This is a genomic window from Ensifer sp. LC384, from assembly GCF_001695865.1.
GTDB lineage: Bacteria > Pseudomonadota > Alphaproteobacteria > Rhizobiales > Rhizobiaceae > Ensifer.
The window spans coordinates 42,024-55,492 of record NZ_MBST01000025.1; the positions used below are offsets into that span (position 1 = coordinate 42,024).

The following is a 13,469-nucleotide window of genomic DNA, read 5'->3' on the forward strand; positions in this document are numbered from 1 at the left end:
CTATACGTTCACCGCGCGCGGGGCGTTACTGCTGCAGCATTTCCGTCCAGGCATCCTGGAACTGCTGATCCAGTTCGGTGGACGGGATCGGATAGAGCTGCGTCTTCTTCAGGTATTCGGCCTGTTGGTTGAAGCGCAGCGCCGCCTTCTGCTGGTCCGTCAGATGCTCGCCCGCCTTGCTGTTTGCCGGCATCGCCCAGTAGCAGGAGGATGTCGCAAGCCGCGCCTGGCCCTCGGGGCTGACGATGTACTGCACGAACTTCAGCGCCAGATCCTGCTTGGACGAATCCTTCATCACGCCGATCGACTGCGCCCAGCGCACCGCCCCCTGCTCCGGGATCGTCCAGTCGAGATTGGGTTTGTCGGCCGAAAGCACCGCGGTGATCCACTCGCCGCCGCCGACCAGGATATCGACCTCGCCCGTCGCCAGCGCCGTCTGCGAGGAGACGACGTCGCTGACCTGCTTCGACATGGCGCGCATCACCGCCAGCTTTTCCTTGATCGCCGGCATGTCGGCCTCGGTCAGATCAGCAGTCTTCTTGCCCAGCCCGAGACCGACGAGGCCGATCATCGGCAGGTAGTAGTCGTAAAGCGCGATGCGGCCCTTGTACTTGTCCGACCAGATCACCGAGAGATCCTGCATGTCCTTCGGATCGACCTTCGACTTGTCGTAGGAGATGGTGTTGTAGCCGAACTTCTCCGTGACGGCGTAGGTCTTGCCGTCCTTCATGTTGTTGGCCTCCATCCGGACCTCGGGGAAGATATCGGCCGTCGGCAGGGCATCGGCCGGCATTTCTGCGAGCAGATCGAGATCGATGGCACGGTGCACGTCGACGCCGTCGATCACCAGCACATCCCAATCGCCCGGACGGGACTGGTCGAGGATCGAGAGCGCGGCACCGGTGCCCTCATAAACCTTCAGGTTGACCTTGACGTCGTTGGCCTTTTCGAACGGCTCGACCAGGGCCGGATCCGTGTGGTCGCACCAGACGAGCGCGTTGAGTTCTTCGGTGGCAAAAGCCGGTGCCGGAACCGAGACGAGCGAGGCGGCGACGATCGCGCTTGCGGCGACCGAGGAGAAAAATCGGCGCAGGTGCGCGCCGTCACGAACTGACTGCATCATGCTGTTGCCCTCTTGTTTTGACGCTCGTTTCGGCGTCTTCAAAAAAAGATTGAATGAATTCATTTTTTAAGTCAATCTCAATTTTGAGGACATTCAGAATTCAAGGACATGCATATGACAGGGCTGCGCGCACGGCAGAAAGCCGAGCGGAACAGACGTATCCTGGACGCCGCGGCTCTCCTGTTTCGCGAGGTCGGCTACGACAGCGCCCGCATCGAGGACATCGCCGAACGGGCCGAAGTTTCGGTCGGAACCTTCTACAACTACTATGAAAACAAGGGCGACATCCTGGTCGCCACCGTCTCCATGGAAGTGGAGGAAGTTCTTGCCGCCGGACGCACCATCGTCGACAACCCGCCCTCCTCCGTCGAAGGCGCGCTGGAGGCCCTGATCGGCCAATACTACGATCACTCGCTCGTCTATCTCAGCAAGGAGATGTGGCGCACCGCCATGGCAATTTCGATCCAGCAGCCGGAGAGCCCTTTCAGCAAGCGCTATACCGAGCTTGACCGCCGGCTTTGCGACCAGGTCTCGACACTCATCCACAAGCTGCAGGTGAAGGGCCTCGTCTCCCCGGGCACCGACGTTCGCGCGATCGGCGAGATGTTGTTCAACAATCTCAATATGATGTTCATCGAATTCGCCAAGCACGAGGCGATGCCGCTTGAAGAACTCAAGGCACGCGTCAGCAGACAGAACCGGCCGCTCGCAACGCTGATCGCGGCGCCATAATTCAATCCGGACAATGAAGAGAGTATCGATGCAAGACTTGGAACAGTCGGTGCTTGCCGCCGCCGATCGGCTCGTCGCAGCCTTTGCCCGCCATGATGCCGCCACTTACTTTTCGGCCTTCGCGCCGAATGCCACCTTCATCTTCCACAATCTCGATCGCCCCTTGCGCAGCCGGGCGGAATACGAGGCCGAATGGGCGTTGTGGGAGACCCGCGACAGCTTCCGCGTCCGAGCCTGCCAGTCCAGTGACCGGCATGTGCAAGTGATGGGTAACGTTGCCGTCTTCACGCACGGCGTTCAGACCGAACTTGAGATCGGCGGTGAAGCACTGACGTCGCAGGAAAGAGAAACAATCGTGTTCGAACGGGACGGGACTGGAGCCTGGCTGGCGGTCCACGAGCATCTGTCACGCGCCGGCTAGCAGTCTCGAAGAGCGTTTAGAGGGCGCCGATGACGACGGCGGAAACGAAACAGAACGCGGCCACGAAGGCGATCGCGTGCGGAAACAGGGTGATGGGCGATCGACGCGGCGGGGCTGCCGCGTAAGACGCATATCGGGACTGGATTGTCGGCTTCGCAGCGTTCATCGCGTCTCTCCGTCGTTCAGGCCGGGAACAGGCCGGCAATAGCCATGTTCTCCGATATTCTCGATTGAGTTTATAGATATTAATTTCTCGATTCCACCCCGAAAGTAAAAAATCGTCCGCCGGGCGGCGCCTTCAGTGGCGATTGCGGTCGCGTTCCTGCACGTGCCTCGACCAGCTTTCGCTGAACCATGGCGTCAAAAGTGACACATTGGCATCGCGGTGCGAGCGGCTCAGCCCGCCATCCGCCTCGACGCAGGTCCACACCGTAAACCCAGTCAGCTCGTGTTTTCCAAAGGTCTGGATGAGCGGGATGTCGGCGGCATCGCGGCCACGGGCGACGGCGATGCGCCCCGCCCGGCGCGCATTGTTCTTGGCGTCGAACGTGTACCAGCGGTCGCCGAGAAAAACCTCGAACCAGGCATTGAAATCCATCGGCGCCACCCTTTGCTCGGTTTCGAGGTCGGCCATGTAGCCGTTGACGTATCGCGCCGGCATGTTCATGCAACGGCAAAGCGCGATGGCGAGGTGCGCATAGTCACGGCTGACGCCGAGACGATCCTCATGGGCCTCGAGCGCGGTCCGCATCGCCTGGGCATAGCCATAGCTGAACACCAGGCGTTCGTGCACATAGTCGCAGATCGCCTGCACGCGCGGCCAGCCGGGTGCCACGTCCCCGAAAAGCCTCCAGGCAAGCGTGCCCAGCCGATCGGTTTCGCAATAGCGGCTGGCAGCCAGATAGGGCAGTGTGTTCGGCGGTAGCCTCTCGACGGGCACAGCCTGTGCCAGCGGATCGGAAACATCGGGCCTGCCGTCGTCTTCGATCACAGCATCATAGCTCAGCTTGAAGTCCCCCTCGGGCGCGATCATGCGCAGGCATGCATTGCCGTGCGGATCGACGATCTCCTCCATCTTGACGATCGGCGAGGTCACGGGGCCGCGCTCGCGCCGGATGTCGCGGCGCTTCTCGGCGACGACGGAAAGGTAAGTCATCATCGGCGTCGGCTGGGGGCAGCGGATGCCGATCTCATAGCCAAAGCGTACGAACATCTCCAACCTCCCTCGTTCGGCAGGAATGTTTCGCGAACCCTTTTGTTCCCTCATAGGAGGACGAAATCAGTGCTGCCTGTGCACGCAAGAAACAACTGAAATTGAGACGCGCCGCAGCCGCGACCAGAGCGCGAAATGTGGATGGTGACGGTCGGCAAAAGACACGTCATCGGGCAGCGCAAACCTCTACTTCGACGAAGCCGGCAGAGCCGTTCATTCCCGCCTTTCGGTGCCCGATCTTATGCCCGAATGCCGCCGGCAACAACCGGCTTCCCTAGAGCCTTTCCAGGAAAAGTGCGAAGCGGTTTTCCGTCAGGAAATGCGTACAAACAAGGAGATAGAGCGTTTCTGCGGCTCCGTCTAAACCGGAAACGCTCTAGCGCCGACGAGCCGAGAAAAGCCTCCAGAGAGACGGATGCGTGCAGGCGATCGGGCGACAGGAAACGATCCTGCCGCCTTTTTGTTCCAGGCAAACGAAAAATCCGAAGACGGTTTTTACCAGCCAACGGCATCCTTGAACGAATACCACCAGGAGCCGATCGTCGAATATTGCGCACGGAACATCCGCCCGCCCGGGAACGGATACCAGGGCAGCTTTTCGAACATGTCGAAGCGCGTCGCGTCGCCGTCGATCGCCTCGGCGAGCGTGCGTCCGAAAAGGTGGGATCCCGTCACCCCATGGCCGCTATAGCCGTGCGCGAAATAGGTATTCGCACCGATGCGGCCCATCTGCGGTACACGGGTGAAGGAGAGCGCGAAGTTACCGCTCCAGGCATAGTCGATCTTCACGCCCTTGAGCTTCGGGAAGACCTTTTCCAGATTGGGCTTCAGCTTGGCCACGACGTCGGCCGGATCGGTGCCGCCATAGACGGTGCCGCCGCCGAAGATCATGCGCTTGTCGGCCGACAGCCTGAAATAGTCGAGGATGTAGCGCACGTCCTCGACGCACATGTCGCTTGGAATGAGCGAATGGGCGAGTTCCTCGCCGAGCGGCGCGGTGGTGATCATCTGGGTGGAAACCGGCATGACACGCGAGACGAGCTTCGGTACCGCATCGCCGAGATAGGCGTTGCCGCAGAGAACGACGATCCGCGCCGACACTTCGCCGTCGGCGGTATAGACCGTCGGCCTCGCCGCCTCATGGTCGACCCGCGTGACCGGCGACTGTTCATAGATCGTGCCGCCGAGGCTTTCGAGGGCGCGCGCTTCCCCAAGCACCAGATTGAGCGGATGCATGTGCCCGCCCGTCGTGTCCAGCATGCCGCCGCAATAGGCATCCGAGTTCACCAGCTTGCTGAGCGCGTCGCGGTCGAGAAACTGATGGTCGTCCATGCCGTATTTGCGCCAAAGCACCTGCTTGGCTTCCAGTTCCTTCATATGCGCCGGCGTATAGGCCGCATAGATATTGCCCGGCTTCAGGTCGCAGTCGATCTGATACTGGCTGACGAGCCGGCGGATGATCTTGCCGCCCTCCTGCACCAGCCCGCCGACGAAGCGGGCCGCATCCTCGCCGTAGCGGCGCTGGATGGTGGCAAGGCTGGCGTTCAGGCCATTGACGACCTGGCCGCCATTGCGCCCAGATGCGCCCCAGCCGACCTGTGCGCCCTCGACCACAACGACCTCGTAGCCTTTCTCTGCGAGATGAATGGCCGTCGACAGGCCGGAATAGCCGGCGCCGACGACGCAGATATCCGTCTCGACGCGTCCTTTGAGCGACACCGGCGTGCGGATGATGTTGCGGGAGGCGGCGTAGTAGCTCGTGGGGTAGCTGCCGTCGCCGGCGTAGGATTTCTGTTGCGTCGACATCATACGATTTCCAGGTAAGCGCTGAATTCATAGTCCGTCACCTGCTCGGCAAAACCGGCGATCTCCTGTCTCTTGCAGGCGATCAGCATCGAGCGAAGCGTCGGGTCGAAGATTTCGGTGGCAATCGGCCCTGCCTCGAAGGCATCGACCGCCTGCCCCCAATCGGCGGGAATTTTGGGCAGTTTCTCCGCCGCATAGGCCCGGCCGGTCACCGGCGCCGAGGGTTTCCACTTGTTGCGGATGCCGACGAGGGCCGCGCCGAGGATCGCCGCGATGACGAGATAGGGATTGGCATCGGCGCCGGCAACGCGGTGCTCGATACGGCGTGCCGCCGGATTGCCGCCGGGGATGCGGATCGCCGACGTGCGGTTCTCGTAGCCCCAGCACACCGCCGTCGGCGCGTGCGTGTCCGGGCGCAGCCGGCGGTAGGAATTGAAATGCGGCGCAAACAGCAACGTCGTTTCCGACATGCCGCGCAGCAGGCCCGCGACTGCGTTCTTGAGGACCGCCGACCCCTCGTCGCTGCCGTCGTTGAAGACGTTGTTGCCGTCCGCGTCGAGCAGGCTGAAGTGAATGTGCATGCCGTTGCCCGAGCGGGTGCCGTAGGGCTTGGCCATGAAGGTCGCCGCCAGCCCATGCTTGCGGGCAACCCCCTTGACGATGCGCTTGAAGAAGATCGCGTCGTCGGCCGCCTTCAAGGGATCGTCTGTGTGCAAGAGGTTGATTTCGAACTGGCCGATGCCGTTCTCGGCGATCGCCGCATCCGCCGGCACGTTCTGGCGGGCACATTCCTTGTAGACGTCGGAGAAGAATTCGCCGAAATCGTCGAGTTCGTCGATCGACAGGATCGCATCGGAATCGAGCCGCTTGCCGGTATAGGGCGAGATCGGCGGCACCGCGCTGTCGGGTTCCGGATCGATCAGATAGAATTCCATTTCGGTCGCGACCACGGGGCGCAAGCCCAGTTCTTCGTACTCGCGCACGATCGCCGCCAGCGCCTGGCGCGGATCGGCGAGGAACGGCTTGCCGTCCTCGAGCAGCAGCCAGAGCGGCACTAGAGCGCTCGGCCGTGAGGTCCAGTTGACCGGCAGCGCCCCGCGCCCGGTGACGGCGCAGATGCCGTCCCTGTCGCCGCTCGCAAACACCTGCTCGCTGTTGATGATGTCCTCGCCCCAGACGTCGACGCCGACGATCGACAGCGGCATGCGGATGCCGCCGCCAAGCACCTTGGAGGCCTGCTCCACCGGCACGCGCTTGCCGCGCATGATGCCGTTCAGATCGCAGACCACGGCCTGGATGCTTTCGATAGGGCCGTTCTGCTCCAGCCAGGCCTTGAAGGCACTCGGGTCTTCCGCGTCGAGGGACATATCGCAAATCTCATTTTGTGATCACATTTTCAGAAACTTGACACAATTCAGGAGTTGGAGTCAACCTCGACTGATGCTATCAGCCCGCGACTATTCCCCGTGTGGCAGAAGGAGCCTGCTGATTTGAAGATCCCATCGCTGCCTCTTCTCGAGCGTCCGGAAGGCATGACCACGCATGACTATGCCTTTGCCAGGCTCCGTCAGGCGATCATGGTCGGCAGCTTCCGCCCGGGCACCTCGGTGACGATCAGGGGGCTTGCGGAGGCATTGGAAAGCAGCCCGACGCCGGTGCGCGAAGCGCTGCGGCAACTGACCTCCATCGGCGCGCTGCAGTTCCTCGAAAACCGCCGCATCGTCGTGCCGCGCATTACGCCCGCCCGCTTCGAGGAGCTGATATCGCTTCGCATCGCGCTCGAGAGCCATGCCGCCCGCCGGGCCGTCGCCCATCTCTCCGAGCGGCAGATCGAACGCATCGTCGCGATCGACGACAGCATCGAAGACGAAATCCGCCGCGGCGACCAGGCGGCGGCGCTGATCGCCAATCAGGCCTTCCACCGCACGATCTACACCGCCAACCCCGACCAGATCGTCATGCCGCTGATCGAAAGCGTCTGGTTGCAGCTGGGTCCGATCCTCGGCATCGCCATGGAGCACGTCACCGAACTCTATGTCGTCGACCGGCACCGCGAGGCGATCGAAGCCTTGCGCCGCCGCGACGAGGATGCCGTTGCCGATGCCATTGCAGCCGACATTCGCGAGGGCATCGGCGGCTTCGACCAGCAGGCCGTCGCTCGCCTGCTGAAGCTCGCAGCCTGACGCTTGAGCTTCGCTGCGCCGGTGAAATTTTAGTGTGGCTAAAATTTCCATTGACAAGCCGCAGTCTCCGCACCAAAGTTCAGAAAATACAAGCGCATAGCCATGAAATCCCTGAGATTTCCGGGCGCGGATGCTTGCACCCACGCAGGAGATCTTCCTCGAGCGAAGATGTGGGATCAGGGGGGATTTCGCAGTGGATTCGCAGTCTCAGCCAGACGGTGCGGCATCGGAGCTTCCCCCGCTCGGGGATCGGCTGCGCGAGCGGCGCAAAGCCCTAAAGCTGACGCTCAAGGAAGTTGCGGATCGGGCCGATTTTTCCGTGGGCTTCATCTCCCAGATCGAGCGTGGCATCACCGTGCCGTCGCTGACCTCGCTGGTCGCGGTCTGCCGGGTGCTGAAGGTCGAGGTCGGGACGTTCCTGAACTCGCCCAGGGTGGCCACGCCGTTTACCCGCCATCACCAACGCCGCGCCTATGCACTTGCCGGTTCGCTCGACAACAATGTCTCCTACGAACGCCTGTCCGCTTCCTTTCCCGGCAGCATCCTGCGCAGCACCGTGGTGCACACGCCGCCCGGTCACCGCAGCGAGGCCATGACCCATGAGGGCGAAGAGATGTTCTTCATCCTTCAGGGCGCGCTGACGATCGAGATCGACGGCGAAGAGACGGTGCTGGAAACCGGCGATTCCGCACACTTCCTGTCGGGTCTGACTCACCTCACCTGGAACCACACCAGCGAACCGACGGTCATCCTGCACACCTGCACGATGGATGTCTTCGGCGACGCGCAGACCGCCGAAACGCCGGAAGGCGCGTTCGCGGTGACACGCGCCGAGGGCCGCCGCAGTGCCGCGGCAACCCCAGGCAAGGGCACTGGATAGCCCCGCCTTACAGCGCCGCGCGTCAGACATGACGCGCTAAGGTCGCTGTAACACGTTAAATTTGCTGCATAATTTTCTCCTTAAATCGAAACCGATTTAAGGAATTATGCAGAAGCCGGCCGCACGAGCGCTTCAGCGATTGCGCCCTTCAGATCACCAGCCTTTCGTCCGGGCGCCTGCGCCCGGCGACCGCCGCGCGTCGATCGACGCCCGAACACGAGATCGGCGCGCGGCCCCTCACCTCACTTAAACCCTGCCGGAACCAGAACTGGAAACGCCATGAAAGAACAGACGAAAACACGCCTCGCCGCCCTGCGGGCCAAGATGAATGAAACCGGTAGCGGCCTGGTTGCGCTCGCCCCCGGGTCGCACATGGATTGGCTGATCGGTTATCACCCGCATCCTGACGAACGCCCCTGCCTGCTGCTGATCGGCCCGCAGAAGGAAGCCTTCCTGATGCCGGCGCTCAATGCCGAGGGAACGCGCGAACATACGGATATCGATTTCTACAACTGGTCCGACGCCGAAGGCCCGCTCGAGGCTCTGAGATTGGCGCTTGCCGGGATCGGTGCCGAAAAGCCGGGCCGCGTGGTGATCGACGAGACCATGCGCGCCGATTTCGCGCTGCTGCTCATCGACAACCTGCCCGATGACACCGCCCGCGACTTCACGCCGGAAACACTCGGCGCCCTGCGCATGCGCAAGGACAGGAGCGAATACGAACTTTTGAAGATGAATGCCGGCATTGCCGACCGCGCCATGCAGGCGGCATTTTCCAAGATCCGCCCCGGCATGACCGAGAAGGAACTGGCCGCAGAAATCCGCGCGCACTTCTCGTCCGAAGGTGCGGCACCGGCCTTCTGGATTGTCGGCGCCGGCGGCAACGGCGCTTTCCCGCACCATTCCGCCAGCGAGCGGCTGATTGAGGAAGGCGATGCCGTTGTTGTCGACATCGGCGGCCGCAAGCAGGGCTTCCCGAGCGACATCACCCGCATGGCGATCGTCGGCCGTGCACCGGAAGGTTACGGCCAGATCCACACGATCGTCGAGCGGGCCGTTCAGGCGGCACTCAAGGCCGCGCGCCCCGGCGCACTCGCCAAGGATGTGGACGATGCTGCCCGCAAGGTGATCGCGGACGCCGGCTATGGCGAATATTTCGTCCATCGCACCGGTCACGGCATGGGCATCGACGGCCACGAGCCGCCGTATATCACGGCCACTTCGGAAACGGTGCTGGAGGAAGGCATGGTCTTCTCGATCGAACCCGGCATCTACCTGCCCGGTCGCTTCGGCATCCGACTGGAAGATATCGTCATCCTGCGCGAGGACGGTCCGGAAGTGCTGTCGTCGCTGCCGCGCGACGCACATATCGTGCAGATCTGATACAGTATTTGGGTGGCGCCCTCGGGCGCCACTTTTCTGTACGCTCCGCCTCGCTTTGGCAGGATGTAGGAATGAGCAGCTATCGGGTCGGCGGTTTGCGACCCTTCTGCGGTCGACTGCCGTCCGCGTCCCTGCCCCGACGCGGCTCATAGGCAGGTTGCCTGTCCTCCGGCGGCCAGATCCAGAAATAGTGGCCATAAGGCTTACGCTGAATGCCCTCGTAATATTCGCCCTTCCTGGTCCGCATTTGCGCCTGCGTATCGCCGGCGACCGTCACCGCGCCGATCATTGCGGCAGCGACCAGCAGATATCCCGATTTCATCATCTTCAAGCTCCCTGCCCCATGTCTACGCCTGCCCGCGGCGAGGTCAACCGACAGAGGACTTTATAAGTTCCTGCTTGACCAGCACCTATGCATTGGTCATATTGATCAGATGTCAGACCAATTTGGCGCCGAGGGGGAGGCTGAATGACTGAACAAGCAAGAGCAGCGCTTCTGCCACTGCCGCCCGCCGATCGGGCGCAGCAGGTCATTGCCGCGCTTGCCGACTACGTCCAGCATTCAGGCCTGAAACCCGGCGATCGGCTGCCGGCGGAACGCGAATTGATGACGGCGCTTGCCGTCGGGCGCTCGACCGTGCGTGAGGTCATCCGCCATTTCCAGGCGCTCGGCGTCGTCGAGGCGCGCAAGGGCAGCGGCACCTATCTGCTGCGCACCATATCCGCCGCCACCGTCCATATGCCGCTCACCCTCGACGCCGGCCATCTGCGCGACATCATGCTGATGACGCTCGAGGTTCGCCGCGGCATCGAGGTCGAGGCCAACATGGTCGCTGCGCGCCGGCGGACCGAAGACGACCTGAAGATCATCGAGATAAAGCTCAACGAGATGGAGCGCGTGCAACTCGCCAAGGGCACCTCCGGCCCGGAAGACCTCGCCTTCCATCTGGCGATCTACGACGCCACCCACAATCCCCTGTTCCGGCAGCTGCTCGAACAGATGCGCGAGGCCTTCGAACGCTTCTGGGAAGAGCCCTTCGATCGGTCGGATTTCGCCCGCCGCTCCTTTCCATTCCACCGCACCCTCTTCAACGCGATTGTCGCACAGGACCCCGAGGCGGCGCGCGAAGAAACACTGAAAATCCTCGCGATCGTCGAGGAAGACATCAAGGAAATGTCCAAATGAACAACGGCCTCGATCCGTTCGACCACGCCTCGCTGATCGTCGCGCATGACGAAGGCAATGCCTACGACGCCGTCGTACCGCCGATCGTCCAGACCTCGCTTTTCACCTTTAGGGATTATGACGACATGGTCGCGTCCTACAAAGGCGAGCGCGTGCGGCCGATCTACACCCGCGGCCTCAACCCGACCGTGCGCATGTTCGAGGAGATGCTGGCGAAACTCGAGGGCGGCGAGGATGCGATCGGCTTTGCCAGCGGCATGTCGGCGATCTCGTCGACCGTGCTGTCTTTCGTCGAGCCGGGCGACCGCATCGTCGCCGTCAACCATGTCTATCCCGACGCGTTCCGCTTGTTCGGCACGCATCTGAAGCGCATGAAGATCGAAGTGACCTATGTCGACGGCCGCGACGAAGAAGCGGTCGCCAGGGCCCTGCCGGGCGCCAAGCTCTTTTACATGGAAAGCCCGACGAGCTGGGTGATGGACACCCACGACGTCGCCGCGCTCGCCCGCCTTGCCAAGGAGCAGGGTATCATCACCGCCATCGATAACAGCTGGGCAAGCCCGATCTTCCAGCAACCGCTGTCGCTCGGCGTCGATCTCGTCATCCATTCCGCCTCCAAGTATCTCGGCGGACACAGCGACGTGGTCGCCGGCGTGGTTGCCGGCTCGAAGGAACTCATCGGCCGCATCCGCTCGGAAGCCTATCCCTATCTCGGCGGCAAGCTTTCGCCCTTCGACGCCTGGCTCTTGATCCGCGGCCTTCGCACCCTGCCGATCCGCATGAAGGCACACGAGCGCTCGGCGCTGACGGTGGCGCAGCGACTGCAGGCGCATCCACTGGTCGAAACCGTCTGCCACCCCGGCCTTGGCAACACCCTGCCGCCGGGCCTTTCCGGCACATCCGGCCTCTTCTCCTTCATCTTCCGCGACGGCGTCGACGTGCGCCGCTTCGCCGACCACCTCGACCTGTTCAAGCTCGGCGTTTCCTGGGGCGGACACGAAAGCCTCATCGTGCCGGGCGAAGTCGTTCTGGCGCAGAAAGCCCAGCCCAATTCCGCGGCCGCCTTCGGCATCTCACCGCGGTCGGTACGGCTCCATGTCGGCCTGGAGGGAACGGAGGCCCTCTGGAGCGATCTTGAAGCGGCGATGTCAACCGCTTCAGCAGGCTGACAGGAGCGGGATGAGGAAAGCGCCAACGTTTTTCCGCGCCCGCTCTTCGAATGTGGATCAACCATCAAAAAACAAAGGGAACAAAAATGAGGAAACTGATTACCGCCACTCTGCTTGCCACCCTGATGGCAGGAAGCGCGCTGGCCGACACCAAGCTGAAGCTCGTCGAAGTCATCACCAGCCCCGAGCGCACCGAAACGCTGAAGTCGATCGTCGCCAAGTTCGAGGCGGCAAATCCGGGCACTACGGTCGAGATCATCTCGCTGCCCTGGGGCGAAGCCTTCCAGAAGTTCGCGACCATGGTTTCGGCCGGCGAACTGCCCGACGTCATGGAGATGCCGGACACCTGGCTTTCGCTCTACGCCAACAACGGCATGCTCGAAAGCCTCGAGCCCTATCTCGAAAAGTGGGAGCACACGCCGGGCCTGACGGAGCGCACGCTCGAGCTCGGCCGCGACATCAACGACACAGCCTACATGCTGCCCTACGGCTTCTATCTGCGCGCGATGTTCTACAACAAGAAGCTGCTGTCGGAAGCCGGCGTCAGCGAGCCGCCGAAGACCATGGACGATTTCGTCAAGGCGTCGGAAGCCGTCTCCAAGCTGCCGGGCAAGTCCGGCTACTGCCTGCGCGGCGGTCCGGGCGGCCTCAACGGCTGGGTGATGTTCGGCGCGACGATGGCCGGCAGCAACACCTTCTTCAACGAGGACGGCACCTCGACGATGAACAGCGAAGGCTGGGTCAAGGGTCTCACCTGGGTGATCGACCTCTATAAGAACGGGCTCGCACCGAAGGACAGCGTCAACTGGGGCTTCAACGAAATCGTCGCCGGTTTCTACAGCGGCACCTGCGCCTTCCTCGACCAGGATCCGGACGCGCTGATCGCCATTGCCGAACGGATGAAGTCGGAAGACTTCGGCGTCACCACCATGCCGAAGGGCCCGAGCGGCAAGGCCTTCACCACCATCGGCTTTGCCGGCTGGTCGATGCTGTCCGCCAGCCAGAACAAGGACCTCTCCTGGAAGCTGATCGAAACGCTCGAAGGGCCTGAAGGCAACATTGAATGGAACAAGCGCACCGGCGCGCTGCCTGTGCACAAGTCGGCGGAAAAGGACCCCTTCTATGCCAGCCCGCAGTTCAAGGGCTGGTTCGACGAGCTTGCCGACAAGGACGTCGTCCTGACGGTGATGCCGACCTACCTCGAAGAATTCGCCTTCTTCAAGGATTCGCTGGCGATCAAGACGACCCAGGAAGCCCTGCTCGGTGACATCACGCCGACGGATCTGGCCACCCAGTGGGCGGAGTATCTCACCAAGGCGCAGCAGAAGCACCTCGCCAAGAAGTGAGCCTTCGACCGGCGGCGGCCCTGACTG

At 62.4% G+C, this 13,469-nt stretch carries 14 protein-coding genes; 8 read left to right on the top strand and 6 right to left on the bottom strand.

Annotated features, from left to right (window positions below; genetic code table 11):
• Nucleotides 1-25: 25 nt before the first annotated feature.
• Nucleotides 26-1,123 carry an extracellular solute-binding protein gene (locus BC363_RS19910; RefSeq protein WP_141690377.1) on the bottom strand — a complete coding sequence of 366 codons (1,098 nt, stop codon included), beginning with the start codon at nucleotides 1,121-1,123 and terminating at the stop codon, nucleotides 26-28.
• Between the two features lie 114 nt (nucleotides 1,124-1,237).
• On the opposite strand from BC363_RS19910, the gene BC363_RS19915 reads away from it, so the two are divergent.
• The gene (locus BC363_RS19915) at nucleotides 1,238-1,855 is read left to right on the top strand and encodes a TetR/AcrR family transcriptional regulator (protein ID WP_065783677.1); all 618 of its coding nucleotides are present in this window, start codon (nucleotides 1,238-1,240) and stop codon (nucleotides 1,853-1,855) included.
• A gap of 28 nt (nucleotides 1,856-1,883) precedes the next feature.
• A complete protein-coding gene (locus BC363_RS19920) occupies nucleotides 1,884-2,276 on the top strand; it encodes a nuclear transport factor 2 family protein (protein ID WP_065783637.1) in 393 nt (130 codons plus the stop codon).
• A 16-nt stretch (nucleotides 2,277-2,292) separates the two neighbouring features.
• On the opposite strand, the gene BC363_RS35520 is transcribed toward BC363_RS19920, so the two are convergent.
• The 4 genes from BC363_RS35520 to BC363_RS19935 all read right to left on the bottom strand — a co-directional run bounded on the left by BC363_RS35520 (nucleotide 2,293) and on the right by BC363_RS19935 (nucleotide 6,662).
• A complete protein-coding gene (locus BC363_RS35520) occupies nucleotides 2,293-2,442 on the bottom strand; it encodes a hypothetical protein (RefSeq protein WP_025428181.1) in 150 nt (49 codons plus the stop codon).
• Between the two features lie 132 nt (nucleotides 2,443-2,574).
• Nucleotides 2,575-3,489, bottom strand: coding sequence for a transglutaminase family protein (locus tag BC363_RS19925; RefSeq protein ID WP_065783636.1), 915 nt, complete (start codon nucleotides 3,487-3,489; stop codon nucleotides 2,575-2,577).
• Between the two features lie 495 nt (nucleotides 3,490-3,984).
• Nucleotides 3,985-5,298 (bottom strand): FAD-binding oxidoreductase, encoded by a 1,314-nt coding sequence (locus BC363_RS19930; RefSeq protein ID WP_065783635.1) that lies wholly within the window; start codon nucleotides 5,296-5,298, stop codon nucleotides 3,985-3,987.
• The gene (locus BC363_RS19935; RefSeq protein ID WP_065783634.1) at nucleotides 5,295-6,662 is read right to left on the bottom strand and encodes a glutamine synthetase family protein; all 1,368 of its coding nucleotides are present in this window, start codon (nucleotides 6,660-6,662) and stop codon (nucleotides 5,295-5,297) included. The genes BC363_RS19930 and BC363_RS19935 overlap by 4 nt, the downstream gene beginning before the upstream one ends.
• Before the next feature lie 123 nt (nucleotides 6,663-6,785).
• Here BC363_RS19935 and BC363_RS19940 point away from each other — a divergent pair, with 123 nt between their 5' ends.
• The 3 genes from BC363_RS19940 to BC363_RS19950 all read left to right on the top strand — a co-directional run bounded on the left by BC363_RS19940 (nucleotide 6,786) and on the right by BC363_RS19950 (nucleotide 9,741).
• Nucleotides 6,786-7,478, top strand: a complete 693-nt coding sequence (locus BC363_RS19940) for a GntR family transcriptional regulator (protein ID WP_065783633.1) — start codon at nucleotides 6,786-6,788, stop codon at nucleotides 7,476-7,478.
• Between the two features lie 193 nt (nucleotides 7,479-7,671).
• Nucleotides 7,672-8,358, top strand: coding sequence for an XRE family transcriptional regulator (locus tag BC363_RS19945; protein WP_202618588.1), 687 nt, complete (start codon nucleotides 7,672-7,674; stop codon nucleotides 8,356-8,358).
• Nucleotides 8,359-8,637: 279 nt separating this feature from the next.
• Nucleotides 8,638-9,741, top strand: a complete 1,104-nt coding sequence (locus BC363_RS19950; protein WP_083223511.1) for an aminopeptidase P family protein — start codon at nucleotides 8,638-8,640, stop codon at nucleotides 9,739-9,741.
• A gap of 79 nt (nucleotides 9,742-9,820) precedes the next feature.
• On the opposite strand, the gene BC363_RS19955 is transcribed toward BC363_RS19950, so the two are convergent.
• On the bottom strand, nucleotides 9,821-10,066 hold the full coding sequence (locus BC363_RS19955; protein ID WP_065783632.1) for a hypothetical protein: 246 nt from the start codon (nucleotides 10,064-10,066) through the stop codon (nucleotides 9,821-9,823).
• 144 nt (nucleotides 10,067-10,210) lie between these two features.
• On the opposite strand from BC363_RS19955, the gene BC363_RS19960 reads away from it, so the two are divergent.
• The 3 genes from BC363_RS19960 (at nucleotide 10,211) to BC363_RS19970 (ending at nucleotide 13,442) form a co-directional block, all read left to right on the top strand.
• Nucleotides 10,211-10,927, top strand: a complete 717-nt coding sequence (locus BC363_RS19960; RefSeq protein ID WP_065783631.1) for a FadR/GntR family transcriptional regulator — start codon at nucleotides 10,211-10,213, stop codon at nucleotides 10,925-10,927.
• Complete coding sequence (locus BC363_RS19965) at nucleotides 10,924-12,096, top strand: PLP-dependent transferase (protein ID WP_065783630.1); 1,173 nt, start codon at nucleotides 10,924-10,926, stop codon at nucleotides 12,094-12,096. Before BC363_RS19960 ends, BC363_RS19965 begins: the two co-directional genes overlap by 4 nt.
• An 86-nt stretch (nucleotides 12,097-12,182) precedes the next feature.
• Nucleotides 12,183-13,442 (top strand): sugar ABC transporter substrate-binding protein, encoded by a 1,260-nt coding sequence (locus BC363_RS19970; RefSeq protein WP_065783629.1) that lies wholly within the window; start codon nucleotides 12,183-12,185, stop codon nucleotides 13,440-13,442.
• Nucleotides 13,443-13,469 lie beyond the last annotated feature (27 nt).

Excerpts from the sequence above, each read along its gene's own strand:
- BC363_RS19910 (WP_141690377.1), bottom strand. The coding sequence starts at position 1,123 with ATGATGCAGTCAGTTCGTGACGGCGCGCACCTGCGCCGATTTTTCTCC.
- BC363_RS19915 (WP_065783677.1), top strand. The coding sequence starts at position 1,238 with ATGACAGGGCTGCGCGCACGGCAGAAAGCCGAGCGGAACAGACGTATC.
- BC363_RS19920 (WP_065783637.1), top strand. The coding sequence starts at position 1,884 with ATGCAAGACTTGGAACAGTCGGTGCTTGCCGCCGCCGATCGGCTCGTC.
- BC363_RS35520 (WP_025428181.1), bottom strand. The coding sequence starts at position 2,442 with ATGAACGCTGCGAAGCCGACAATCCAGTCCCGATATGCGTCTTACGCG.
- BC363_RS19925 (WP_065783636.1), bottom strand. The coding sequence starts at position 3,489 with ATGTTCGTACGCTTTGGCTATGAGATCGGCATCCGCTGCCCCCAGCCG.
- BC363_RS19930 (WP_065783635.1), bottom strand. The coding sequence starts at position 5,298 with ATGATGTCGACGCAACAGAAATCCTACGCCGGCGACGGCAGCTACCCC.
- BC363_RS19935 (WP_065783634.1), bottom strand. The coding sequence starts at position 6,662 with ATGTCCCTCGACGCGGAAGACCCGAGTGCCTTCAAGGCCTGGCTGGAG.
- BC363_RS19950 (WP_083223511.1), top strand. The coding sequence starts at position 8,638 with ATGAAAGAACAGACGAAAACACGCCTCGCCGCCCTGCGGGCCAAGATG.
- BC363_RS19955 (WP_065783632.1), bottom strand. The coding sequence starts at position 10,066 with ATGATGAAATCGGGATATCTGCTGGTCGCTGCCGCAATGATCGGCGCG.
- BC363_RS19960 (WP_065783631.1), top strand. The coding sequence starts at position 10,211 with ATGACTGAACAAGCAAGAGCAGCGCTTCTGCCACTGCCGCCCGCCGAT.
- BC363_RS19965 (WP_065783630.1), top strand. The coding sequence starts at position 10,924 with ATGAACAACGGCCTCGATCCGTTCGACCACGCCTCGCTGATCGTCGCG.
- BC363_RS19970 (WP_065783629.1), top strand. The coding sequence starts at position 12,183 with ATGAGGAAACTGATTACCGCCACTCTGCTTGCCACCCTGATGGCAGGA.